Raw genomic sequence first — 23,950 nt, 5'->3', positions numbered from 1 at the left:
ATTAAACATAATTTATAAAAGGACAGCAAATGCTGTCCTTTTAATTTTTATTATTGTTTTAGAAGCTTCATACCTTTTACCCAAAAGATTTCGGATTGGTAAAAAATTAATGAAGTTTCTACCACACGATCTGATTTGTCTCTTAATGACTTTTCTTTGTATCGTGCTCTAGTAGTATTGAAATTTAATACATGTGTGTCGTCAATATCTGAAGATTCTGCAGAAAATATAATCACATTCTTATCTGAAGTCCAAGTGCCCTTAGCGTAAAGATGTTTTTCTGGTGGAATCCCAATGTCATGTCTTTCGTAATTATAAAACTCGAAAGTACCATCAGCGTTTAATGTTAATGTACGTGATAACTCAACATTTGTAGCATCAATTTTTAATTGATATTTTCCAACTACATCCTGAGCACTTATGATTACCGAACTTAGTAACATAAAAAATGATATTAGATATTTCATAGAGGAGTATACTTTCTAATATGTTTTGTGTTTTCTATTTTATAATAACTTTCTTGGTTGATATACCCAATTCATTAGATGCTCGAATAAAGTAAATTCCAGAAGCTTGATTAATATTTTTAAGAGAAACAGAACTGTTTCCTTTATCTGCACGATTAGAAATAGTTTGTACTACTTTACCAGAGATATCTAATAATTCAATTGTAATTGAAGTGGAATTTAAATTAACCAGATTTATTTCACTTGTAGTATCAATTGGGTTTGGAGACACTGTAAAATTAAATTTGTTTATGCTAAATTCTTCTACAGATAACACTCCTAAATCCACAAAAATAACTGAGCTTCCCATTGGAATTCCCATGATACCTGTAGCTTTATTAATACCAATATCTGCAGGATTATTTAAAGAGGGTGTCGTTACTGTTTCTGGATTTTGAAAATTAGAATCGTACTTTGTTATTCTATCTGGAGTCCAAGATGACACATAAAAGTTACCGGCTGCATCATCATCAATTCCATCAATATTACCAAGCGATGTCGTTATAATTGTCGATACTTGATTGTTAGATAAATCAACTTGTTTAATTTGCGCATTGTTTCCCCAAGATGTATAAATTAAACGATTATTATCTCCATCATATAAAACACCATTTGGTGTGTTTTGAGTATTAGCAACGATTTGGGTTGCAACTGGTGTCGCAAAATTTGAAAAATCAATTTCATGAATCTTATCTTGACCAAAATCGGTAACATAAATAGTGTTTACACCATCACTTGTCATTCCATTCAAGAAAGATGCTCCAGAAATTGTTACTGTTGTCACTTGTTGCTCTGTGGTTAAGTCATAACCTACAATATTTGAACCTTGAATTCCAAAAACTGTATTCCCCATTACTTCTATTCCGTAAGAAGTGGTTCCTGTTCCAAAATAACTAAGATTACCTTGACCATCGTCACTTAGTATTCTATTTCCATTTGACACTAACCATCTATCATTAATAGGATCGTACTCAACACTTTCTGCATTAGAGTAGTTTTGAGAAAAGCTTAAATAAACAGAAAATAATAAGACAAGACAAGTAATTTTTGATTTCATAGAATTGCGTTTTTTTGTAAAAATAAGGAATAGAAATTTATACAAATATTTTATCTCGCACAGTTCACACAAAACAAACTTTCTGGTCTAATAAGTATTCTACCTAATGGAATAGCTTGATTGCATTTTAAACAGATCCCAAAATCATCGTCATTAAATTTAGAAAGAACAATTTTTAATGCATTGAGTTTGCTTACAGCTTGACGCAATGAGGCTTCATTAATGGTTTTATTATTAATAGCATCCATTCTACTTACACGTCCAATAGCATCATTTGGTGCAATTGGTTTGGAAAGTTCTTTATATTGTCCAATGGATACTTCAGTTTTTGAAATCTCATCTAATATGGTAGTCTTTACTTTAGCTTTATCCATAACGTTTAATTACGTAATTCATCTAAAATAAGCGATTTAAATGAAAGTTTTGCCTTTATTGTCGACTATAATGTCCTCAATCTACTCGCATGGAAATAATTGAATACATAACGGGCAAAGGCGGAATAATGATTCTTGGCCTAATTGTCGTAGTTATATTTGTCTACAGAAAATATAAAGAAAAACGTTACTTTAAAGATATTGAGAAACGCATAAATAAGAGAGATCAAAGTAATTAAAAGTCTCTTTCTTTTTGCAATTGTTCATAAGCCTTTTGGACTTGTCTGAATTTTTCCTCAGCACCTATTTGATGCTCCTTTCCTAAATGAATAACTTTATCTGGATGGTATTTCTTAGCCATTTTTCGATACGCTTTCTTAATCTCATCGACGGTTGCGCCTTTAGTAATCTCTAATATTTTGTAAGCATTGTCACTACTATCGTAAAACATTGCTTTAATACTTTCATAGTCACGAGAACTAATGCCCAAATATCCACAAATAGTATAAATTTGTTTCACTTCAACTTCGGTTACCATGCCATCCGCTTTAGCTATTCCGAAGAGGAAATGAACAAGTTGTAAACGTGATGAATGATCCATCATTTGTTTAATCTGTAGACAAACTTGACGTGTTGGAACTTGCTGCTGAGTAATGTTTTTAAACAAACGAAATGCATGATTAGCACGTTCTTTACCATACATGCTAACAAACTGTTGCCTTACGTAATCCAATTCCTTTTGATCTTGAATACCATCAGCCTTAATAACTACTGTAGCCAAAATAAGCAAGCTCACTTCAAAATCGCCAGATTGTGTTTGTGAACGTTGTTTTTGTCCACCATAGTTAGGCGTCTTACGAAAAGTTCCTCGAGATCGTTTTTTTGTGGTCTGACCATCACCTAGTAAAAAGCCACCTTGTTCAGAAGCGCCATCAATTAAACTCCCAATCGCTAATCCTATTATAGCCCCAATTGGTCCACCAAAAGACCAACCTAAAGCACCACCAATCCATTTTGCAAAACTCATGTATGTGTTTTATTTTTAATTAACTCAAATATACTACAGTTAGTAGTTTTTTATTGTCATTTGTTACCGAAATTAACCATAGAAAACTGTAATAGCACCATTTAAACTGCTTACTGAAAACTAAAAACCACCTACTATTTTTCCGTATCTTTGCAATCTAAATATTAATTTAAAAATTTTAAATATATGTATCCAGCAGAATTAGTAAAACCAATGCGTGAGGATTTAACCAACGTAGGTTTTGAAGAATTACATACATCAGATGCTGTAGAAGCAGCATTAGCCAAAGAAGGTACAACTCTAGTCGTTGTAAATTCAGTTTGTGGTTGTGCAGCAGCAAATGCTCGTCCAGGAGCAAGAATGAGTTTACAAAATGCTAAACGTCCAGATCATATTGTCACTGTCTTTGCAGGAGTTGACAAAGAAGCTGTTGATGCGGCAAGAGCACAAATGGTGCCATTCCCTCCAAGTTCGCCAAGTATGGCTTTATTCAAAGATGGTGAATTGGTACACATGCTAGAGCGTCATCATATTGAAGGTCGTCCTGCAGAATTAATTTCTGAAAACCTAATGGACGCTTATAACGATCATTGCTAGAAAAAGTAAAATTGCTACAGAATTAAGACCACGATTTAGTCGTGGTTTTTTTGTGTATTATTGGCATTAAATTACATTTGCTACATGAGAAAACTATTGGCTTATCCATTAACAGTTTTATACTTGTTTGTCTTTGGAATGACTTTACTCATTTTTCACCCAATACAATGGTTCTGTTTTAATGTTTTCGGTTATCAAGCTCATAAGAAAAGTGTTGACGCTCTTCAGTTTTGTTTAGTAAGATGTTTGCATATTTTAGGAACACGTATTACTTGGAATAATCTGCATAATATTCCAAAAAACAAACCTTTGATCATTGTTTCCAATCATCAAAGTATGTACGACATTTCACCAATCATGTGGTTCTTGAGGCAACATCACATTAAATTTGTTAGTAAAAAGGAACTCGGCAAAGGTATTCCAAGTGTATCGTATAACTTACGTCATGGTGGTTCTGTTTTAATAGATCGAAACAATCCACGACAAGCATTACCTACAATGCTAAATTTTGGTTCATATATTGAAGAAAACAATCGCACTGCAGTTATCTTCCCGGAAGGTACACGAAGTAAAGATGGAAATCCAAAACCATTTAAAACAAAAGGATTGGAGTTGTTATTTAGAAAAGCACCTTCAGCATTTGTAGTTCCAATAACCGTAAATAATTCGTGGAAAATGTTGCGATATGGTAAATTCCCTATGGGAATTGGAAACCACATCAAGTTTACTGTACATCAACCAATTGAATTAAACGCGGTTGAAAATCAAAAAGAACTTTTAAAAGATATTGAACATACGATTACCAATGCCATAACTTTAGATTAATGACAAAAGACCAAATTCATCATATACAACTAACAGAAACTTTTGTAAAAAAAACCTTAGAGTCTGCAGAAGGTGGTCATGATTGGTTCCATATTGAAAGAGTTTATAAAAACGCTTTGCTCATTTCTAAAAAAGAAGATGTAGAACTCTATATCGTTTCCCTTGGAGCGTTGCTACACGATATTGCTGATAGTAAATTTCATAATGGCGATGACGCTATTGGTCCACAAAAAGCACGTGAGTTTTTATTTGGTATAAATGTAGACTCCGTAGCTATTGAGCATGTTGTAAAGATTATTGAAAATGTATCTTTTAAAGGCGGAAATGTAGCACGTAAATTTTCTTCAATAGAACTAGATGTTGTTCAAGATGCGGATAGATTAGATGCTCTTGGAGCTATTGGAATTGCAAGAACATTTAATTATGGTGGTTATAAAAATCGTAAACTATATGACCCTTCCATACAACCTGATTTAAACATGACTAAAGAAGCCTATAAAGCTTCAACAGCACCAACTATAAATCATTTCTATGAAAAGTTACTCTTATTAAAAGATCGAATGAATACCAAAACCGGAAAACAAATTGCGTTAAATAGACACAACTATATGGAAGGGTTTTTAGGTCAATTTCATGCCGAATGGAATGGAGAACAATAAAAATTATTATTGTGTTATTTCCCTGGAAATTCTGCCTTTCTTTTTTCTAAAAAGGCTGTAGTGCCTTCATTAAAGTCTTCTGTCCCAAAACATTTACCAAACTGTTTAATTTCAGTTTTATAACCATCAACTCCATCTTTAAAGTTTGCATTTATAGATTTGATTGCAGCTTTAATTGCTACTGTAGAATTTCGCATGATTCTACTAGCAATTTTTTCAGTAAAAGGTATTAATTCATCTTCTGAAGTCACATGATTTACTAATCCATAATTCAATGCTTGGTTAGCATCAATCATTCCAGCAGTCATAACCATTTCCATAGCGCGACCCTTACCTACAAGTTGAGGTAAACGTTGTGTGCCACCATAACCTGGAATAACTCCTAGAGAGACTTCTGGTAAACCCATTTTAGCATTTGAACTAGCAATTCTAAAATGACAAGCCATTGCCAATTCTAAACCTCCACCTAATGCAAAACCATTAACAGCGGCAATTACAGGTGTCGATAAGTTTTCTACGAAATCAAATAATAACTCCTGTCCTTTAGCAGCTAATTTACCGCCTTGTTTTACATCAAAATCAGCAAACTCACTTATATCTGCACCAGCTACAAAAGCTTTTTCACCACTTCCTGTGATAATAATGACTTTAGTACTTTTGTCTTTATTGGCGTCGCTAAAAGCGTCATGCAACTCTTGTATCGTATCCTTATTTAATGCATTAAGTTTATTTGGACGATTAATGGTAATTGTAGTAATACCACCTTCAGTGTTCGTTAGAATATTATCGTAACTCATAATAATTTACAGTTATATTTTTGGAAAAGTTACAGAAAAAGTTGTTCCAATTCCGTATTGAGATGTAAAGGTAATACTTCCTTTATAAGTTTCAACAATATTTTTTACCATCGCGAGTCCTAGTCCCATTCCACTAGTTTTAGTCGTGAATTTAGGTTCAAAAATCTTGCTTTCATTTTCAGGAGAAATACCTATCCCATTATCTTCAACTGTTATTACTACCATATCGTTTTTGGAAGTTACCTTAACCTCAATCTTTGGATCTTCTTTATCATGTGGAATAGCCTGAATTCCATTTTTGACTAAGTTGGTAAGAACCCTAATTAACTGTGTACGATCAAAACTCGCCATGAGTTCGTGATTATCTGAAGAAAACTCAATGTAATCTTCGCTAAAAATATCCAATGCTAATTTTACAATATTCGTGACATTGAGTGTTTCATTCTTTTGTGCTGGCATTTTTGCAAAGTTTGAAAATGCAGATGCTATAGAACTCATTGTATCAATTTGCTGAATAAGTGTCTTACTGTATTCATCAACTTTTTGATGAATGTTTTCGTCTTCAGGATTAAACTTACGCTGAAAACTTTGTACACTCAATCGCATTGGAGTTAATGGGTTTTTAATTTCATGAGCAACTTGCTTTGCCATTTCCCTCCACGCCTGCTCACGCTCACTCGTAGCTAATTGAACTGCACTTTCTTCTAACTCATCTATCATGCTATTATATGAGTTAACCAAAGTTGATATTTCTTCGCTCGAAGACTCAACATCAATCTTTTTGTTGCGTTTTTCTAAACGTGTCTCATTGATTTTATCAGCAATAGTTTTTAAGGTACTTGTAATGTACTTTGACAGCAGTAAAGCTAAAATGATGGCAATAAGCATCATAAATAAATATGCATAACCTAATCGTTCTAAAAACTCGATGAGCTCTTTATTTAAAAAGTCATCATTTTCTAAATAAGGTAAATTTAAAATGGCTAAAGCCTTAGATTTCGAATCATATATGTAAGTGTAAGACGACTGAAATGTCTCTCCATTCTTTCTGTTTTTAACCACATACCTATGTTCGGCAGTATTCGAAATCGCATTAAGGACATCAACATCGATACATTGTAAAATAGTGTCTCTTGTGAAGCTAGCTTTAGATGATTTTAACAGTGTGCCATCTAAATCGTATAAGTTAATCTTTAGACCGTGAATAGCGGCTATTCTATAGATATCATCCTTAAAAATGAGTGGTATTTTTTCGGTTTCAATTGGATATGTAGTTTCCTTTATAACATAATTAATATCACTAATAATAGCGCGTTCTTTACGTTCTAGCCTCTCTTTATGATAGTCTCTGGCTTCTTCGTTGTATTGATAAATGGTAACGGCTGCAATCAAAATAGAAGCAATAAGCACCAATAATATCATGGCAAAAAAGATACGAACGCGTAAAGACAGTTTTTTTAACCTCATCTGAAAATTTGTAATGAATCTAGGTAATTATTCGTTTAAATGTAACAATAATTAAGCCAATGTTATGCATCTGGATTTTTGCTTCTTATATTTTTATATACTTTAAAGCCTAACATTAATAAAACTCCAAGTACTAAAATTCCAAGAACACCAAATACCCAATTAATTGCACTCTTAAGAATTACAAGAAATACAACAGCAAACAATATAAATGTGGCGCCTTCATTCCAAAGCCTCATAAAACTAGAAGATTTCATTACGTCATCACGTTGAAGCTGATTGTAATATTGATGTGTTTTCAAATGGTAAAAAATCAACAATGCAACAAAAGCCAGTTTGACCTGCATCCAAGGTTGCTCTAACCAAACTGGCTGTAATAAAATTAACCAAATTGCAAAGATGGTAGCTAAAATTGCTGAAGGCCAAGTTATAATATTCCACAAGCGCTTAGCCATTAACTTAAGTTGTTTGCCTAGAATTTCCTTTTCAGGAGATGGCTTATGAAAAGCTTCTATTTGATATACAAAAAGTCTAGGAATGTAAAACAAACCTGCAAACCAAGTCACCACAAAAATGAGATGTAAAGCCTTTATATAGTTGTAATATTCCATTAGTTTTCAACAAATAAATAGTTCAATTCCTTAGTATTAAAAGCTGCATTAAATGCACTAATTTCATTACTTATTAAAGCATCAAAAGCATCTAATTGGGTTTTAATTTCGGCTGTTAATTCATTTTTCACAACAATGTCTTGATCTGTAGGTGCAAAATCTCCCATACTTACCAAAGCGTTTAAATGTCCTAGTTTATTAGTTAATCTAATTGGGAAATTTAATGGGTCTTGACGACTTCTGTTTTTAGTTTGATATAAAGCTTCTTCAATTTTAGTAAAGTCTTCTTTTAATTTTTTTGCCTTCTCTAATAAATCTTTCAGGTCTTCATTGCCCTCGTATTGAGTCTCAAATGCAGAAAGCTGTTCTTTTATATTTCTAATTTTCTTAATAGATTTATGAGCATTATCTATTGTTTTATTGACATCAGTAATAAAATCAAATTGCTTTTGCATATCTGTCTGAGTACTTTCGGCTCGCTGATCTGCAACAATATTAAACGATTGTGGTATTGCAGTTCCATTTATATTAAGATGCACTTTGTACGTTCCAGGAATTGCAACTGGGCCATCTAAACTTGCCCACCAAAAAATCATACCATCTAGTTTTTCAGCACCTTCATAAGTCATGTCCCAAATAAATTGATTCATACCCTTTTTAACCTCAAGTTTATTCTTCTTTTTATTCTTAGTAGCATACGTTTTTATGGTGTCTCCTTTTTGATCAAAATAAGTTAAAGAAACCTCATCATTTTCTTTATCATAATCTTTAAGATTGAAATAAGTCATTATCCCATTTGGATGGTTCGTACCCGAAGTTTTACTGTTTTTATTATAGCCACCTAATATTCTATAGGTGTCTTTTGGTTTAAATAATTTATTGTCTTGAGAATCTGAGCCATTCAATTGATGTAACACTGTCAAATCATCAATTATCCAAAGGCTTCGTCCTTGTGTTGCCACAATTAAATTATTATCCTTTATAGCTAAATCTGTAATTGGGACAATTGGAAGGTTTAACTGAAATGGTTGCCAGTTTACACCATCATTAAACGAAATGTACATCCCAGTTTCTGTACCTGCATACAACAATCCCTTCTTTTTAGGATCTTCTCTTAATACTCTAGTGAAGTGTTCTGAATTAATACCATTCGTGATTTTCTTCCATGTTTTTCCGTAGTCTGTAGTTTTGTATAAGTAAGGTGCAAAATCTCCTGTTTTGTATTTTGTTCCTGCTACGTAACATGTTCCAGCATCGTAAGCACTTGGTTCAATACTATTGATCATCATCCATTCTGGCATCCCTTTAGGTGTAACATTTTCCCAATTTTGTCCACCATCTTTCGTTACATGAATTAACCCGTCATCACTTCCTACCCAAAGTAAGCCTTCAGTGATAGGTGATTCTTGAGCTGCAAAAATGGTACAGTAATATTCTACAGACGTATTATCTTGCGTTATTGGCCCTCCTGAAGATTTTAGTTTTTCAGGATCATTTCTCGTTAAATCCGGACTTATAATTTCCCATGATTGCCCTTCGTTTTCCGTTACATGTACATGTTGAGAAAAGGTATATAAACGATCTGGATTATGCTTCGAAAATATAATAGGAAAATTCCACTGAAAACGATATTTCATGCCTTCTGCACCATGACCCATTGGATTATCAGGCCATACATTAATAGCTCTAACCGTTCCCCTTTTGTGATTTACTCTTGTTAAAAACCCATCGTAACTTCCTCCATAAATGATATCATTGTCTTCTGGATCTATAGCTATATGAGCAGATTCTCCTCCAGCTGTAGATTCCCAATCATCATCAGTAATTGACCAACCATCTGTTCTGTGAGGAATTCTAATTGTTGAATTATCTTGTTGAGCTGCATAGATACGATATGGAAAATGGTTATCTGTTGTTACCCGATAAAATTGCGATGTTGGTTGATTGTGATAGGTGCTCCAAGTTTCTCCTCCATCGTATGTGATTTGTGCTCCACCATCATCACCAATAATCATTCGATTTGGATCTTCTGGAGCAATCCATAAATCATGGTGGTCTCCATGTGGTGCATTATACGTACTGAATGATTTTCCACCATCTGTACTTTTATGGTAACGTACATTTAAAACATAAACCACGTCTTCATCTTTTGTGTCTGCATATAATCTTGTGTAATACCATGCACGTTGACGTAATTTCCGTTCGCTATTCACTTGTGACCAAGTTTCTCCTCCATCCTCACTTCTGTATAAACCACCTTTATCTTTATTTTCTACAATGGCCCAAACACGTTGATTATTTACTGGTGACACAGTTACACCAATGATACCTAAAGTCCCTTCAGGAAACCCTTCATTAGTTGAAATCTCTGTCCAAGTTTCTCCTTTATCTGTACTTTTCCATAGTGCTGAACCCTCACCTCCTGAACTCAAACTATAAGGCGTACGTTGCACTCTCCATGTTGAAGCGTATAATATTCTTGGATTAGTCGGATCTATTAATAAGTCTACAACTCCAGCTTGCTCGTTCGCAAACAATGTTTTCTTCCAGGTTTTTCCGCCATCAATACTTTTATAAACACCACGATCTTGTGTTGGCTTATAGATGTTTCCCAAAACACCTGCATACACCACATTATGATCAGTTGGATCAACAGCAATTCTTGGAACGTGGCGTGAATTTTTTAGTCCAGCTGAAGTCCAAGTTTTTCCCGCATCAACACTTTTCCAAATGCCATAACCTGAAGACACATTACCACGAACCGTTTTTTCACCACCTCCTACATATATGACGTTAGGATCACTTTTTGAAACAGTAATCGCTCCAATACTTCCACCAAAAAATCCATCAGAAATATTTTCCCAACTTCGACCTCCATCCAGCGTTTTCCAAATCCCTCCACCTGTAGAACCAAAATAATATAAATTAGGTTTATTAGGAACTCCTGTCACAGCAGCACTTCGTCCACCGCGAAAAGGTCCGAGTAGTCGATATTCTAAAGCATCGTATTGTGATTCGTCAAAAGATTGGGCTTCTAATTGTGTGAAATTTCCAATAAAAAAAAGGCAAAAAAGAAGGGTAAATAATCTCATTATAAAGGTGGGTTTGTTAGTTGCATAAAAATAAGCATAAAAAAATATTATGCAGTCGTCTTACTCAATTTTAACTTCACTTCACGATGTAAAAATAAGGCAGTTACAATAGTAGATAACACATCTGAAATTGGGAAAGACATCCAAACACCTAGTTCGCCAAAATACTTTGGTAAAATAAAAATCAATGGAATAAAGAAAAACCCTTGACGTGTTAATGTTAATAATAAAGCCGGAATTGCTTTTCCCACAGCTTGAAAATACGCGGCTCCAATGAGCTGGATAGCAATAATTGGAGTAGCAGCAAATACCCAACGCATTGCTGAAGGCGTTTCTTTAATGACTTCTGCATCAGTAGTGAATAATCTTGTAATTTCTTCTGGAAATATCATCAACATAATAAACACTAAGGTAGCTAAAGCTGCTGCATATTTTAATGCTGTAGCTATGGCTTCTTTAACACGTTCATATTGATTGGCTCCATAGTTAAAACCGGCAATAGGTAAGAACCCTTGAGTAATACCAAAAACAGGAAATAAGGCAAACATGAGCATTCGCCCAACAATAGCATAAGCAGTTACTGAAGTTTCTCCTCCAAGATCATATAAAATATTATTCATGAATAAATAGGTGATACTAACAACAGCTTGTCTAGAAAGTGTGACGAATCCTAAAGAACCTATTTCTTTTACGATAGGAAGTTTCAAATTAAATTGGCACTTATTTAGTTTTAAATCTGAATTTTTAGACATGAAATACCAAAAGACAAACAAAAAACAAAGTAGATATGATATTGTCGAAGCCCAAGCGGCTCCAGCCATTCCTAGGTCCATTAAGTTTATAAAGACATAGTCCAATACCAAATTCCCTACCGACGGAATCATCATGGCATACATAGCGAATTTAGGTTTCCCTTCTGCTCGTATAACAGTATTTCCCATCATACAAAGTGCTAAGAACGGAATCCCATAAAGTACAATAGTATAATAGATTTTTGCTGGTTCAAAAATGGCTCCTTTACCTCCAAACACAGGAATAATATCATCCACAAATAAGAGGCCAGGAATAATTAATAACACTGTAAATAGTAGCGTTAGTGTAATTTGGTTTCCAAACGTTTGTAGTGCTTTGTTAACATTATTCGCGCCTAATGCTCTTGAAATAATAGAAGAACCTCCTACGCCAATACTCATACCAAGAGCCGCAATGAAAAAAGAAACAGGAAGTACAACATTAATGGCCGCTATAGCTGTTGAACCAATCCATTGTCCGACAAAAATAGTGTCCACCAAAATATTGAGTGACATAACTAAGATTCCAATAGATGCAGGAACAGCCTGTTTAATAAGTAGCTTACCTATAGGCTGAGTTCCTAAATCTTTTGAAGCCGTTTTTGCCATTATGCCTTAACGGTTTCAGATAATGCCCATTCATTAATCCAACCAGATAACAAATCAACAAACTCTTTGTCATCATTTAAACATGGAATGGTCATAAAGTCTTTTCCTCCCATTTCGTGAAAGATTTCTTCACCTTCCATCGCTATTTCTTCGAGTGTTTCTAAACAATCACTAACAAATGCTGGAGTAACAATTGCCATCTTTTTGATTCCCTCTTTTCCTAATCTTTCGATAGTTCGATCTGTATAAGGCTGCAACCATGGATCGAAACCTAATCGTGATTGAAATGAAGTAGAAAATGTGCCTTCCTTAAGATTTAAGGCCTGACCAACTAATCGCGTCACCTCCTTACATTGGTGTCTATAACAAAACTCATGTGTTGGAGATGCTGTTGCGCAGCAACTACCATCAATTTTGCAATGCGATTTCGTAATATCACTTTTTCTAATATGACGTTCTGGAACACCATGATAAGAAAATAATAAATGTTCATAATCCTTTCCTTCTAAATGCTTGGCAACAGAGTTAGATAAGACTTTGATATAGTTTGTGTTGTTATAAAATGCTTTCAAATCTTGAATAGCTAATTGAGGAAAATGCTCTTTTCTAATGGTTTCTGCCAACACCAAAATAGTTTCTGTTGTTGCCATAGCAAACTGAGGATAAAGCGGAATTAAAAACACCTCATCAACACCTTTATCAACCAATTCTTGAAGTCCATTTTTTATTGTCATGCTTCCATAACGCATAGCCAAAGCAACTGGAAAGTCAATTTGATTTTGAATCTTGTTTTGCAATCGTTCTGATAATACGATTAAAGGAGAGCCTTCTTCCCACCATATTTTTTTATAAGCTTTCGCAGAAGCTTTTGGACGTGTATTTAAAATAATACCTTTTACGAGTAATGTTCTAGCCCAAAGTGGCACATCAATCACACGTTCATCCATTAAGAATTCACCTAAATACTTTTTAACATCTTTAGGTTCCGGAGAATCTGGTGAACCTAAATTTACGAGTAAAACTCCTTTCATTTAATTTGTTTTTCTTTTAGCAATTTTATTGTGCAAAAATACGATAGTATTATTTAAGCTTAATTAACTCAACGACATCAAATACTTCTTTGGTGTCGTTCCATATTTCTTTTTAAATGCTGAAATAAAATGACTTGACGTGCTGTAACCTACTTTAAGTCCGACCTCATTTACATTATGATCACCTGCTTCTAATAGTTTTCTGGCGACTTCCATTTTATAATCAAACAAAAAGCTAAATACAGAATCACCATAAATTTGTTTAAACCCTTCCTTTAACTTTTTTAAACTGAGACCAATTTCTTCTGAAAGGGCGTGTAAAGTTGGAGGCTCGGACATTCTAGAAATAATGATATCCTTTGCTTTTCTTATTTTAATTACATTCGTTTCATCAACTAAAAACGGACATTGTTCAATGTCGGCATCTTCACTCCTATTAAAATACAAGCTCAATAATTCTAATCCTTTTCCTTTAAAATAGAGGTTCTTAATAGAACTATTCAAATTATAATTAATGATTTGATTTAGAGAAATAGCCATTGAAGGAGAAATTTTTCCGTCTTTATAATATTTCTTGTCCTTATTATCATCACTTAAAAACGTGATATAATCGGCCTCTTGAGAAAATAGTCCGTGAAATTTCTTTATAGAAACCAATACAGATACCAACCAAGACTTCGAATGTACTTCTAAATGAATAGGCAAATCTCGCTGTGGATTATACAATAGCAAAGAGTTCTCTTCCTCAATCTTAAGGCGATAAGCACCATTATTGAAGATAAACTCGCTAGAACCCTTGACACAAAAGTGAAACTGAATAAAACTACTATCAATCTCACGTTCAGCAATTTGAACTTCATTAGTGTCGTTTTGATATGTTAGTACGAAAAATCCGTCGTCTAACTTTGTCTCTTCAAAAGAACCTCTAGCGATATTTTTTGAAGCTGATAAATCAGTATTATTTTTATTGTTATTTAGATTCATTCTAAACAGAAGTGTTTTAAAGTGTTGTATTCACTACAAAAATATGACATTTATCATGTTATTATAAGAAATAACATTAAAAAACCACAAACGATACTAAAAGTTCCTCTAGCGTTGTTTTTTATCTTACAAGCTTTATATTTTTGCTTTGGTATTATCCAAATCAGGTATGGAGCACTACAACATGTCGAGAGGCACAACATTTTATGCAATTGGCCTCAGCTATAAAAAAGCTGATGCAGAAGTGCGTGGTCATTTTAGTTTAGATGAGAATTCCAAACTTGCTGTATTAGAGCAAGCCAAACAAAATGGAATTGAGAGTCTTATTGTGACTTCAACTTGTAATAGAACTGAAATTTACGGATTTGCACAACATCCTTTTCAATTGATCCAATTGCTTTGTGATAATACAAAAGGAACAGTTGAAGAATTTCAAAAAGTAGCATACGTTTATAAAAACAGAGATGCTATCTCTCATATTTTCAAAGTAGGTTCTGGATTAGATAGTCAAATCTTAGGTGATTTCGAGATAATTAGTCAGTTAAAAATTAGTGCAAGATTGTCTAAAAAGTATGAGTTACTCAATCCATTTTTAGAGCGATTGGTAAATGCAGTTATACAAGCTTCTAAGCGTATAAAAACTGAAACGGATATTTCATCTGGCGCAACATCTGTCTCTTTTGCTTCGGTTCAATACATTATGAATGAAATTGATGTTGTTTCAGAAAAAAACATTTTACTTTTCGGAACAGGGAAAATTGGAAGAAATACTTGCGAAAACCTAGTTAAACATACCAAGAACGAACATATCACTCTAATCAATAGAACCAAGACAAAGGCTGAAGCCGTTGCTGGAAAGTTCAACCTCGTGGTGAAAGACTATGCTAATCTTCAGGAAGAAATTAATATATCAGATATTTTAATAGTTGCAACAGGAGCTCAAAACCCAACAGTAGATAAGCATTGCATACAAACAACAAAACCATTGTTGATTTTAGATTTATCTATACCAAAAAACGTTAACGGAAACGTAACCGATTTGGATAACGTGACCTTAGTTCACTTAGATGATTTATCACAAATTACTGATGAAACTTTAGAGCGCAGAAAAGAACATATTCCCGTTGCTGAAGCTATTATTGAAGATGTAAAGTCTGAGTTTAATGCTTGGTTAGCAACACGAAAATTTGCACCTACAATAAAAGCCTTAAAACATAAACTTACAGATTTTGCTTCGGCAGAATTAAATACGCAACGTAAGAAAATGACTGACTTTAATGAAATGCAGGCTGAAGTCATTAGCAATAATATTATTCAGAAAATAACAAATCACTTTGCGCATCATTTAAAAGGCGATGATGTATCTACAGATGACAGCCTTGAACTCATAAAAAAAGTGTTTCAACTAGAAGCAACTACAGACAATGTCTAAAATTATAAGAATTGGAACTCGTGATAGTGAATTAGCACTATGGCAAGCCAAAACCGTACAAAGTCAACTTGAACATTTAGGTCATAAAACACAATTAGTCCCTGTTAGATCAACTGGAGATATTGTGCTTGACAAGCCAATTTACGAATTAGGTATTACTGGTGTTTTTACTAAAACACTGGATATTGCATTACTTAATGAAGAAATAGATATTGCTGTTCATTCCTTAAAAGATGTACCAACATTACTTCCAAAAGGAATTGTACAAGCTGCTGTAATAAAACGTGGAAACGTAAGGGATTGCTTGGTATTTAAAAACAACGAAGAGTTTCTATCTGAACGAGATGCAATTATTGCAACTGGTAGTTTACGAAGAAGAGCACAGTGGTTAAACCGATATCCAACACACACAATAGTTGGTTTACGCGGTAATGTAAATTCACGTTTGCAAAAGTTAGAAGATAATGATTGGAATGGTGCAATTTTCGCAGCTGCTGGTTTGGGCAGACTAGATATTAGACCTGACGAAAGTTTTAATCTAGAATGGATGATTCCTGCTCCTGCTCAAGGAGCTGTTATGATTTCTGCATTAGAAAATGATGAAGAAACGCTAGCTATTTGTGCTGTAATTAATCATAAAGAAAGTGAAATCGCAACATCGATTGAGCGTAAATTCTTAAATCTTTTAGAAGGTGGATGTTCTGCTCCTATTGGTGGTTTAGCATTTGTAAAAGATGAAGAAGTACACTTACAAGGTGTTTTATTAAGTCTTGATGGAAGCAAAAAAATTGAAGTTCAACGCACAGTTGCTCTAGGAGAGCATGAAGGATTAGCTCAGTTTTGCGCTGATTATATTATAGAACGTGGTGGAAAACGTTTAATGGACAATATCAAAAAATCGTCGCAAGGAGTTAACGTCTATTCGACAAAATCCTTAACCGATGATCAAAAACAGTTGTTTCATGACGATGTGGTTTCGGAAAGCTCAGATTTCATAAAGATTAACCTAAACCGAATGGCTCCAAAGATCTTACGTCCTTTGCCAAGAAATGTTATTATTACCAGCAAAAATGCAGTTGAAGCTTTACTAATGAACTTTGCACCACAAGAGTTGCAATTTGAGAACATCTATTGTGTTGGTAGACGAACTAAACGTTTTGTAGAACGCAAAATTGGTAAAGTAAAACATACTGAAAATAACTCAAAAGCCTTAGCCGAATATTTAGTCGATTACATTGAAGGAACCGAAGTTACTTATTTCTGTAGTGATATTCGATTAGATGAATTGCCTACGATTTTAAATGAAAATAATATTGAGGTTAATGAAATTACGGCTTATGAAACCAAATACGATCCAATAAAAATTAATGACACTATTAAAAGTGTTATGTTTTACAGTCCGTCAACAGTACAAAGTTATAAGCAAGAAAATGACGATGATGTTATTGCATTCTGTATTGGAGAAACAACAGCTAAAGAAGCAAGTAAACACTTTGAAGACATAAGAATTGCAAAAATCCCAACGGTAGAAAGTGTCATAGAATTAGTAAACGAACATTACGTTTAACATGATAAAGAACGATTTATTTTTAAGAGCATTAAAAGGAGAAACAGTTGATCGTCCACCTGTATGGATGATGCGTCAAGCTGGACGTTATCTTCCAGAATTCATGGAGATCAAGGCTAAATATGATTTCTTTACACGATGCCAAACACCAGAATTAGCAAGTGAAATTACAGTACAACCAATTCGTCGTTATGGCATGGATGCTGCAATTTTGTTTAGTGATATTCTAGTGATTCCTCAAGCCATGAATATTGAGGTAGAAATGAAGCCTAATTTTGGTCCTTATCTACCAAATCCTGTTCGTACACAAAAAGATGTCGATAATGTTATTGTTCCTGATGTAAAAGAAGCATTGAACTATGTATATGAAGCTATTAAAGCGACCAAAGAAAAGCTTAACGATGAAATTCCGTTAATAGGATTTGCTGGTTCACCTTGGACAATTTTATGTTATTGTGTGCAAGGACAAGGCAGTAAAAACTTTGATAAAGCAAAAGAGTTTTGTTTCACAAACCCAATAGCTGCTCATCAATTATTACAAAAAATCACAGACACAACTATTGCTTATTTAAAAGAAAAAGTAAAAGCAGGATGTAATGCTGTTCAAGTCTTTGATTCTTGGGGAGGCATGTTATCGCCTGTAGATTATCAAGAATTTTCTTGGCAATATATTCAGCAAATTATTGATGCTGTAAAAGATGATGCTCCTGTAATTGCTTTTGGGAAAGGGTGTTGGTTTGCTTTAGGTGATATGGCAAAATCTGGAGCTTCTGCTTTAGGTATTGACTGGACATGTTCTGCAAGAAATGCAAGATACTTGACTGGTGGAAATATTACTTTACAAGGTAATTTTGATCCAACACGATTGTTTTCTCCGCCTTCCGAAATTAAAAAAATGGTTCACCAAATGATTAACGAATTTGGGAAAGATAGATATATTGTAAATTTAGGTCATGGAATTCTACCAAATATTCCATTAGACAATGCAAAAGCATTTATTGATGCTGTAAAAGAATATAAGGCTTAAAAAGTTGGGCGATACCACTTGTGGTCGTGCTCTTGCAAGTCGCCATCAGAGATGAGCTTCAACAATTGCTCCATCACTAACGCAAAATTGAGATACAATTGTTACTTTAGTTCTATGATTAAGAATATATTAAAAGGTATACAAGCGTATTCAGGCGCTTTAACATTGATTTCAAAATTAAATCTTTGGAAGTTCTTTTACATTCCTATAGTCATTAGTGTAATTACAGCTACCATTATTGGTTTTTCAGCTTACATCCTTTCAGATAATATTGGTGAATTCATTGCTAAGGCTTGGATTTGGGATTTCGGTAAAGAAACCTTTACAGCAATCTCTACTTTCATAGGAGCCATTTTTGTTTTAGTTATTGGCTTAATTCTATACAAACACATCATAATGGCATTATCTGCGCCATTCATGAGTCCTGTTTCAGAAAAAATTGAAGTCTATTTAACAGGAATTAAAAGACATAATTATAGAAATACAACCTTCCAGGAACAGTTATGGCGAGGTATTAGAATTAATATGAGAAACTTGGTTAAGGAACTCCTTTTTACCATTCCTATTCTATTATTAAAGTTCATTCCTATTGTAAACATTTTTTCAACAGTTTTACTATTCCTTGTTCAAGCATATTATGCTGGTTTTGGAAATATGGATTATACATTAGAACGTCATTTTAAATATCGTGAAAGTGTTCAGTTTGTAAGGAAACATAAAGGCGTGGCAATTGGAAACGGAATTGTATTTATCTTATTTTTATTTATTCCTATTATAGGCGTTATTTTAGTTTTACCATTGAGTGTGACTGCAGCTTCATTAAAAACGGTTAATCTTCTAAAAGAAGAAAACCGCCTATTAGAATCCAAAATTTTAGTGCCATGATTGCAGAATTTAATGGTTTCGAAATCAACCCTATAAATGAAGGTGATGCATGGAAAATTTGCGACTTTGTAATTACAAATGCTGATCGTTTAAAACGTTATTTTCCGAAGACGCTAGAACAAAATTTAAATCCGACCTTATCACAAATCTATGTAGAGAAACGCGTGAAAGAGTTTCGAAATAAAGAAATGTTCGTGTTCACTTTAAAACAAATAGAGACACGAAAACTTGTCGGGTTAATAATTATTAAAGAACTAGATTGGACAATAAAACAAGGCGAGTTTGCCTATGCTATAGATTACAATTGCAATGGAAAAGGCGTCATGACTAAGGCAATAGAAAAGCTTTCAACATATGCATTTGAAACCTTAGGATTAGAACGACTTCAAATCATCGTTCATAAAGACAATTTGCCTAGTGTTAAAGTCGCTTTAAATAATAGTTTTGAATGGCAAAACACGTTAAAAAACGGATTCACACCTATCGGTGAACAACCTTTAGATATGGAGTTATACGAATCATATAAGACTTAAATTTTGAAAGAAAAATTTTTCAATTACATACACGAATTACAGGACACCATTACTTCTAAATTAGAAACTATAGATGGTAAAGCTATGTTTCAAGAAGATATTTGGAAACGTCCTGAAGGTGGAGGTGGAAGAACACGAGTGATTGAAAATGGGAGCGTATTTGAAAAAGGTGGCGTGAATGTTTCTGGAGTTCACGGAAAGTTACCAGAGAGTATGCAAAAATACTTCGGAGTTGAGGATGCAAATTTCTTTGCCTGTGGATTAAGTCTCGTTCTTCATCCTAAAAATCCAATGGTGCCAACAGTTCATGCAAATTGGCGCTATTTTGAAATGTATGACCAAGATGGGAATATCGTTGACCAATGGTTTGGTGGTGGACAAGATCTTACGCCATACTATTTGTTTGAAGATGACGCTAAACATTTTCACCAAACCTGTAAAACAGCTTGTGACAAACATAATCCAGAATTTTATCCAAAATACAAAGCGCGTTGTGATGAGTATTTTTACAATACACACAGAAATGAAGGTCGTGGTATAGGTGGTTTATTCTTTGATTATTGTAAGAAGACTGAAGACATGAGCATGCAAAATTGGTATGACTTTGTTACCGAAGTTGGTAATAGTTTCCTTGAAGCCTATGTTCCAATTGTAGAAAATCGAAAAAATATTGAGTTCACTAAAGCACAACGAGATTGGCAAGAAATAAGACGAGGTCGTTATGTCGAATTTAACTTGGTTCATGATAAAGGCACGCTTTTCGGATTAAAAACCAACGGAAGAATTGAAAGCATATTGATGAGTTTACCACCACATGTACAATGGGTTTACGACCATCATCCAGAAGCTGGAAGCGAAGAAGAAAGATTATTAAACGTATTGAAAAGCCCATTAGATTGGGTTAACGCATAAACTAATTAATATTTAAACAGTTTTAAATATGTATCCATTAAGAAGAAACCGAAGATTAAGAACTAACGACGCTATTAGAGGTTTAGTTCGAGAAACGATAATTACACCTAATGATTTCCTTGTTCCACTTTTTGTTGTGGAAGGAAAAGGCATCAAGCAAGAAATTGCTTCAATGCCCAATTACTATCGTTTCAGCTTAGATTTGTTAGAACATGAGGTCAAAGAGCTATGGAAACTAGGTTTGAAATCGGTTTTATTATTTGTGAAGGTACCTGACAATCTAAAAGATAATAAAGGTACTGAAGCTCTTAACCCAAACGGTTTGATGCAACGTGCGATTAAAACCGTAAAAAATGTATGTCCTGGAATGCTAGTAATGACAGATGTTGCTCTTGACCCATATTCATCTTATGGTCATGATGGCATTATTTCAGACGGAAAAATAATAAATGACGATACTATCGATGTTTTGGCAGAAATGAGTCTATCTCATGCAGAAGCTGGAGCCGATTTTGTAGCACCTAGCGATATGATGGATGGACGTATTCTTTCTATTCGTGAAGCTTTAGAAGATGATGGATATACTGATACTGGTATTATGAGTTATTCAGCAAAATATGCTTCTGCTTTTTATGGTCCATTTCGTGATGCCTTAGATTCTGCTCCTGCAGATATCGCAAATATTCCAAAAGACAAAAAAACATACCAAATGGATTTTGCTAATCGTTTTGAAGCCCTTAAAGAAACCGAAATGGATATTGATGAAGGCGCTGATATCGTAATGGTAAAACCTGGATTGTGTTACTTAGATATAGTTCGAGAAATTAAAAACGAAGTCGATGTTCCTGTAGCGGTTTATCAAGTATCAGGAGAATATGCAATGCTAAAAGCTGCTGCCGAAAAAGGGTGGTTAGACCACGATGCTGTGATGCTAGAGCAAATTATAGCAATCAAACGTGCTGGAGCAGACATCATAGCCTCTTATTTTGCTAAGGATGTAGTGAAATTATTATCGTAAATTGCAGCAACTAAAATAGTTTTAATGGGTTTACTTGTTTTTTACGCTATCATTTCCATTTTCTTTTCCTTTTTATGTTCCATTTTAGAAGCCGTACTTCTAAGTGTTACACCTACTTTTATTAACTTAAAAAAGAATGAAGGGAAAACATATGCTGAAGACTTAGAGGTCCTTAAGAAGGATGTTGATCGTCCTTTAATTGCTATTCTTACTTTAAATACAATTGCGCACACAGTAGGTGCAATTTTAGTTGGTGTACAAGCAAAAGTGGCTTATACAGAATTATACGGTTCGACAACAAGAAGTATTTTAGGCATTAAATTTACAGAAGATGTTATGGTGGGAGTTGTATCTACCATCATGACCATTCTAATACTTGTGGCTTCAGAAATTATACCTAAAACCATTGGCGCAACCTATTGGAAACAACTTGCTAATTTCACTACTAAAGCATTACATGTTTTAATTTTTCCTTTAAAATGGACTGGAATACTTTGGCTATTACAACTTACCACAAAACTTATTGGTGGTAAAGGTCATGGAAGTGTTTTAAGCAGAGAAGGTTTTTTAGTCATGGCAGATATGGCACATGAAGAAGGTGTCTTTCAAGAGAATGAAAGTAAAATTATTAAAAACCTTTTGACTTTTAAAGACGTGTTTGCAAAAGATGTCATGACACCTAGAACAGTTATGAAATCTGTAGATGAGAAAACAACTGTTGAAGATTTTTTTAATAAAAATATGAATCTTCGATTTTCGAGAATTCCTATCTATGCTGATGATGCGGATAACATAAAAGGATTGGTTTTAAAAGATGAAGTCTTTAAAGAAATGGCATTGGATAACGGCTCTAAAAAGCTTTCAGAATTAAAAAGACATATCATTGTAGTGTCTCGAGAATTGCCAATTCCTAGGCTTTTTGAAAAGTTAGTAGAAAGCAGAAATCATATGGCTTTAGTTGTAGATGAATATGGATCGGTAAGCGGTTTAGTCACAATGGAAGATGTTATTGAAACACTTTTAGGTCTAGAAATTATGGACGAAAGTGATAATGTATCTGACCTTCAGCAAATGGCTAGAAAAAGCTGGGAAACCAGAGCAAAAAAATTAGGTATCCTTGAAGATAAACCATCAGAAGAGAACGAATAACATTGGAAAACTGCATTATAAAATCGCCTTTAGGTTATACCAAAATTGTTGGTGACGAAGAAGGTGTTTGTGAAGTAACTATTCTAAATTCAGAAGAAAAAGAAACAGACATTATCCCTGTGGAACTAGAAGATTGTGTCACACAACTTAAAGAATATTTTGAAGGTACTCGAACTGAATTTGACCTCATTTTAAATCCACAAGGGACTACCTTTCAAAATAAAGTATGGAAGCAATTACAGCAAATTCCTTTCGGAAAAACATTTTCTTACCTAGAACTTTCTAGACAGCTTGGTGACATAAAAGCCATTAGAGCAGTTGCTAATGCTAATGGTAAAAATCCATTATGGATTATTATTCCTTGTCATCGCGTTATTGGAAGTGACGGAAGTTTAACTGGATATGGTGGTGGATTATATAGAAAACAATGGTTGTTAGAACATGAAAGTCCGTACAAACAACAAACTCTTTTTTAATGTACAAAGTAGCTTCCAAATTTTTAAATCGCTTTTTTAAACCGGCAATCATTTACAAATATGGGTTTAATTGGTCGCCAATGTATAGGAGAACAACTGCCAAAATTATTGAAGTAAGTGACGATTTACACAAAGTGGTTATTACTATAAATCTCAATTGGAAAAATCGAAATTATGCAGGTTCAATATTTGCAGGAAGCATGTTATCTGCTACAGATCCAATCTACATGATACAGCTCATTCAAATTCTTGGTGATAATTATGTCATTTGGGATAAATCGGTTGAAGCACGATATAAAAAACCTGCAAAAAGTAGAGTTTTTGGTGAGTTCATTTTCACAGCTGAAGAAATAGAAAACATCAAACAAGGAGTGGCAGATAAAAATGAAATTGATATTATCAAAACCATGCATCTTGTTGATGCCAAACAAAATAAAATTGCTACTTTTAATAAAACACTTTATATCGCTGACAAAGGGTTTTACAAACAAAAATTAAAACAACGTCGAGCGAATAAATAACTT

Annotated in this window: 24 protein-coding genes; 13 read left to right on the top strand and 11 right to left on the bottom strand. The window is 33.9% G+C overall.

The window, feature by feature from the left end; translation table 11 throughout:
• Positions 1-50: 50 nt before the first annotated feature.
• From RH81_RS08435 to RH81_RS08420, 4 genes are all read right to left on the bottom strand, one after another.
• On the bottom strand, positions 51-467 hold the full coding sequence (locus RH81_RS08435) for a hypothetical protein (RefSeq protein WP_152604808.1): 417 nt from the start codon (positions 465-467) through the stop codon (positions 51-53).
• Positions 468-501: 34 nt separating this feature from the next.
• Positions 502-1,563: a T9SS type A sorting domain-containing protein gene (locus RH81_RS08430; RefSeq protein WP_033959697.1), complete on the bottom strand. Its 1,062-nt coding sequence runs from the start codon at positions 1,561-1,563 to the stop codon at positions 502-504.
• 50 nt (positions 1,564-1,613) lie between these two features.
• Positions 1,614-1,937 carry a TraR/DksA family transcriptional regulator gene (locus RH81_RS08425; RefSeq protein ID WP_033959696.1) on the bottom strand — a complete coding sequence of 108 codons (324 nt, stop codon included), beginning with the start codon at positions 1,935-1,937 and terminating at the stop codon, positions 1,614-1,616.
• A gap of 235 nt (positions 1,938-2,172) precedes the next feature.
• Positions 2,173-2,964 (bottom strand): TerB family tellurite resistance protein, encoded by a 792-nt coding sequence (locus RH81_RS08420; protein ID WP_033959695.1) that lies wholly within the window; start codon positions 2,962-2,964, stop codon positions 2,173-2,175.
• Positions 2,965-3,150: 186 nt separating this feature from the next.
• On the opposite strand from RH81_RS08420, the gene RH81_RS08415 reads away from it, so the two are divergent.
• The 3 genes from RH81_RS08415 to RH81_RS08405 all read left to right on the top strand — a co-directional run bounded on the left by RH81_RS08415 (position 3,151) and on the right by RH81_RS08405 (position 5,045).
• On the top strand, positions 3,151-3,561 hold the full coding sequence (locus RH81_RS08415) for a BrxA/BrxB family bacilliredoxin (RefSeq protein WP_033959694.1): 411 nt from the start codon (positions 3,151-3,153) through the stop codon (positions 3,559-3,561).
• An 84-nt stretch (positions 3,562-3,645) separates the two neighbouring features.
• Positions 3,646-4,386 carry a lysophospholipid acyltransferase family protein gene (locus RH81_RS08410; protein WP_033959693.1) on the top strand — a complete coding sequence of 247 codons (741 nt, stop codon included), beginning with the start codon at positions 3,646-3,648 and terminating at the stop codon, positions 4,384-4,386.
• A complete protein-coding gene (locus RH81_RS08405) occupies positions 4,386-5,045 on the top strand; it encodes an HD domain-containing protein (RefSeq protein ID WP_033959692.1) in 660 nt (219 codons plus the stop codon). The genes RH81_RS08410 and RH81_RS08405 overlap by 1 nt, the downstream gene beginning before the upstream one ends.
• Before the next feature lie 14 nt (positions 5,046-5,059).
• Here RH81_RS08405 and RH81_RS08400 read toward each other — a convergent pair whose 3' ends face one another.
• The 7 genes from RH81_RS08400 to RH81_RS08370 form a co-directional block, all read right to left on the bottom strand.
• On the bottom strand, positions 5,060-5,842 hold the full coding sequence (locus RH81_RS08400; protein ID WP_033959687.1) for an enoyl-CoA hydratase/isomerase family protein: 783 nt from the start codon (positions 5,840-5,842) through the stop codon (positions 5,060-5,062).
• Between the two features lie 12 nt (positions 5,843-5,854).
• Positions 5,855-7,309 (bottom strand): sensor histidine kinase, encoded by a 1,455-nt coding sequence (locus tag RH81_RS08395; protein ID WP_081988253.1) that lies wholly within the window; start codon positions 7,307-7,309, stop codon positions 5,855-5,857.
• Between the two features lie 62 nt (positions 7,310-7,371).
• A complete protein-coding gene (locus RH81_RS08390; RefSeq protein ID WP_033959685.1) occupies positions 7,372-7,920 on the bottom strand; it encodes a CopD family protein in 549 nt (182 codons plus the stop codon).
• Positions 7,920-11,012, bottom strand: a complete 3,093-nt coding sequence (locus RH81_RS08385; protein WP_033959684.1) for a VPS10 domain-containing protein — start codon at positions 11,010-11,012, stop codon at positions 7,920-7,922. The genes RH81_RS08390 and RH81_RS08385 overlap by 1 nt, the downstream gene beginning before the upstream one ends.
• Before the next feature lie 47 nt (positions 11,013-11,059).
• Positions 11,060-12,412 carry an MATE family efflux transporter gene (locus RH81_RS08380; RefSeq protein WP_033959683.1) on the bottom strand — a complete coding sequence of 451 codons (1,353 nt, stop codon included), beginning with the start codon at positions 12,410-12,412 and terminating at the stop codon, positions 11,060-11,062.
• Positions 12,412-13,443, bottom strand: a complete 1,032-nt coding sequence (gene hemH, locus RH81_RS08375) for a ferrochelatase (RefSeq protein WP_033959682.1) — start codon at positions 13,441-13,443, stop codon at positions 12,412-12,414. The genes RH81_RS08380 and hemH overlap by 1 nt, the downstream gene beginning before the upstream one ends.
• A gap of 63 nt (positions 13,444-13,506) precedes the next feature.
• Positions 13,507-14,427 carry a helix-turn-helix transcriptional regulator gene (locus tag RH81_RS08370; protein ID WP_052172474.1) on the bottom strand — a complete coding sequence of 307 codons (921 nt, stop codon included), beginning with the start codon at positions 14,425-14,427 and terminating at the stop codon, positions 13,507-13,509.
• Positions 14,428-14,596: 169 nt separating this feature from the next.
• Here RH81_RS08370 and hemA point away from each other — a divergent pair, with 169 nt between their 5' ends.
• From hemA to RH81_RS08320, 10 genes are all read left to right on the top strand, one after another.
• Entirely contained in the window at positions 14,597-15,859 is a 1,263-nt protein-coding gene (hemA, locus tag RH81_RS08365) for a glutamyl-tRNA reductase (RefSeq protein ID WP_033959681.1), read from the top strand.
• Positions 15,852-17,426, top strand: a complete 1,575-nt coding sequence (hemC, locus tag RH81_RS08360) for a hydroxymethylbilane synthase (RefSeq protein ID WP_033959680.1) — start codon at positions 15,852-15,854, stop codon at positions 17,424-17,426. Before hemA ends, hemC begins: the two co-directional genes overlap by 8 nt.
• Position 17,427: 1 nt before the next feature.
• Positions 17,428-18,453 carry a uroporphyrinogen decarboxylase gene (hemE, locus tag RH81_RS08355; RefSeq protein ID WP_033959679.1) on the top strand — a complete coding sequence of 342 codons (1,026 nt, stop codon included), beginning with the start codon at positions 17,428-17,430 and terminating at the stop codon, positions 18,451-18,453.
• Between the two features lie 114 nt (positions 18,454-18,567).
• Complete coding sequence (locus tag RH81_RS08350; protein WP_033959678.1) at positions 18,568-19,338, top strand: EI24 domain-containing protein; 771 nt, start codon at positions 18,568-18,570, stop codon at positions 19,336-19,338.
• Positions 19,335-19,871 (top strand): GNAT family N-acetyltransferase, encoded by a 537-nt coding sequence (locus tag RH81_RS08345; RefSeq protein ID WP_033959677.1) that lies wholly within the window; start codon positions 19,335-19,337, stop codon positions 19,869-19,871. The genes RH81_RS08350 and RH81_RS08345 overlap by 4 nt, the downstream gene beginning before the upstream one ends.
• Positions 19,872-19,874: 3 nt before the next feature.
• A complete protein-coding gene (hemF, locus tag RH81_RS08340; RefSeq protein WP_033959675.1) occupies positions 19,875-20,783 on the top strand; it encodes an oxygen-dependent coproporphyrinogen oxidase in 909 nt (302 codons plus the stop codon).
• Between the two features lie 28 nt (positions 20,784-20,811).
• Positions 20,812-21,801 carry a porphobilinogen synthase gene (hemB, locus tag RH81_RS08335; protein WP_033959674.1) on the top strand — a complete coding sequence of 330 codons (990 nt, stop codon included), beginning with the start codon at positions 20,812-20,814 and terminating at the stop codon, positions 21,799-21,801.
• A 24-nt stretch (positions 21,802-21,825) separates the two neighbouring features.
• A complete protein-coding gene (locus RH81_RS08330; RefSeq protein ID WP_033959673.1) occupies positions 21,826-22,950 on the top strand; it encodes a CNNM domain-containing protein in 1,125 nt (374 codons plus the stop codon).
• A 2-nt stretch (positions 22,951-22,952) separates the two neighbouring features.
• Positions 22,953-23,426, top strand: coding sequence for a methylated-DNA--[protein]-cysteine S-methyltransferase (locus tag RH81_RS08325; RefSeq protein ID WP_033959672.1), 474 nt, complete (start codon positions 22,953-22,955; stop codon positions 23,424-23,426).
• 80 nt (positions 23,427-23,506) lie between these two features.
• Entirely contained in the window at positions 23,507-23,947 is a 441-nt protein-coding gene (locus RH81_RS08320) for a DUF4442 domain-containing protein (protein WP_241478971.1), read from the top strand.
• Positions 23,948-23,950: the final 3 nt, after the last annotated feature.

The organism is Psychroserpens jangbogonensis (genome assembly GCF_000797465.1).
Lineage (GTDB): Bacteria > Bacteroidota > Bacteroidia > Flavobacteriales > Flavobacteriaceae > Psychroserpens > Psychroserpens jangbogonensis.
Note: the sequence above shows the minus strand (reverse complement) of the source record. Positions and strands in the feature narration are given on the sequence as shown.

Coding starts and splice junctions, on each gene's coding strand:
- RH81_RS08435 (WP_152604808.1), bottom strand. CDS start 467: ATGAAATATCTAATATCATTTTTTATGTTACTAAGTTCGGTAATCATA.
- RH81_RS08430 (WP_033959697.1), bottom strand. CDS start 1,563: ATGAAATCAAAAATTACTTGTCTTGTCTTATTATTTTCTGTTTATTTA.
- RH81_RS08425 (WP_033959696.1), bottom strand. CDS start 1,937: ATGGATAAAGCTAAAGTAAAGACTACCATATTAGATGAGATTTCAAAA.
- RH81_RS08420 (WP_033959695.1), bottom strand. CDS start 2,964: ATGAGTTTTGCAAAATGGATTGGTGGTGCTTTAGGTTGGTCTTTTGGT.
- RH81_RS08415 (WP_033959694.1), top strand. CDS start 3,151: ATGTATCCAGCAGAATTAGTAAAACCAATGCGTGAGGATTTAACCAAC.
- RH81_RS08410 (WP_033959693.1), top strand. CDS start 3,646: ATGAGAAAACTATTGGCTTATCCATTAACAGTTTTATACTTGTTTGTC.
- RH81_RS08405 (WP_033959692.1), top strand. CDS start 4,386: ATGACAAAAGACCAAATTCATCATATACAACTAACAGAAACTTTTGTA.
- RH81_RS08400 (WP_033959687.1), bottom strand. CDS start 5,842: ATGAGTTACGATAATATTCTAACGAACACTGAAGGTGGTATTACTACA.
- RH81_RS08395 (WP_081988253.1), bottom strand. CDS start 7,309: ATGAGGTTAAAAAAACTGTCTTTACGCGTTCGTATCTTTTTTGCCATG.
- RH81_RS08390 (WP_033959685.1), bottom strand. CDS start 7,920: ATGGAATATTACAACTATATAAAGGCTTTACATCTCATTTTTGTGGTG.
- RH81_RS08385 (WP_033959684.1), bottom strand. CDS start 11,012: ATGAGATTATTTACCCTTCTTTTTTGCCTTTTTTTTATTGGAAATTTC.
- RH81_RS08380 (WP_033959683.1), bottom strand. CDS start 12,412: ATGGCAAAAACGGCTTCAAAAGATTTAGGAACTCAGCCTATAGGTAAG.
- hemH (WP_033959682.1), bottom strand. CDS start 13,443: ATGAAAGGAGTTTTACTCGTAAATTTAGGTTCACCAGATTCTCCGGAA.
- RH81_RS08370 (WP_052172474.1), bottom strand. CDS start 14,427: ATGAATCTAAATAACAATAAAAATAATACTGATTTATCAGCTTCAAAA.
- hemA (WP_033959681.1), top strand. CDS start 14,597: ATGGAGCACTACAACATGTCGAGAGGCACAACATTTTATGCAATTGGC.
- hemC (WP_033959680.1), top strand. CDS start 15,852: ATGTCTAAAATTATAAGAATTGGAACTCGTGATAGTGAATTAGCACTA.
- hemE (WP_033959679.1), top strand. CDS start 17,428: ATGATAAAGAACGATTTATTTTTAAGAGCATTAAAAGGAGAAACAGTT.
- RH81_RS08350 (WP_033959678.1), top strand. CDS start 18,568: ATGATTAAGAATATATTAAAAGGTATACAAGCGTATTCAGGCGCTTTA.
- RH81_RS08345 (WP_033959677.1), top strand. CDS start 19,335: ATGATTGCAGAATTTAATGGTTTCGAAATCAACCCTATAAATGAAGGT.
- hemB (WP_033959674.1), top strand. CDS start 20,812: ATGTATCCATTAAGAAGAAACCGAAGATTAAGAACTAACGACGCTATT.
- RH81_RS08330 (WP_033959673.1), top strand. CDS start 21,826: ATGGGTTTACTTGTTTTTTACGCTATCATTTCCATTTTCTTTTCCTTT.
- RH81_RS08320 (WP_241478971.1), top strand. CDS start 23,507: ATGTATAGGAGAACAACTGCCAAAATTATTGAAGTAAGTGACGATTTA.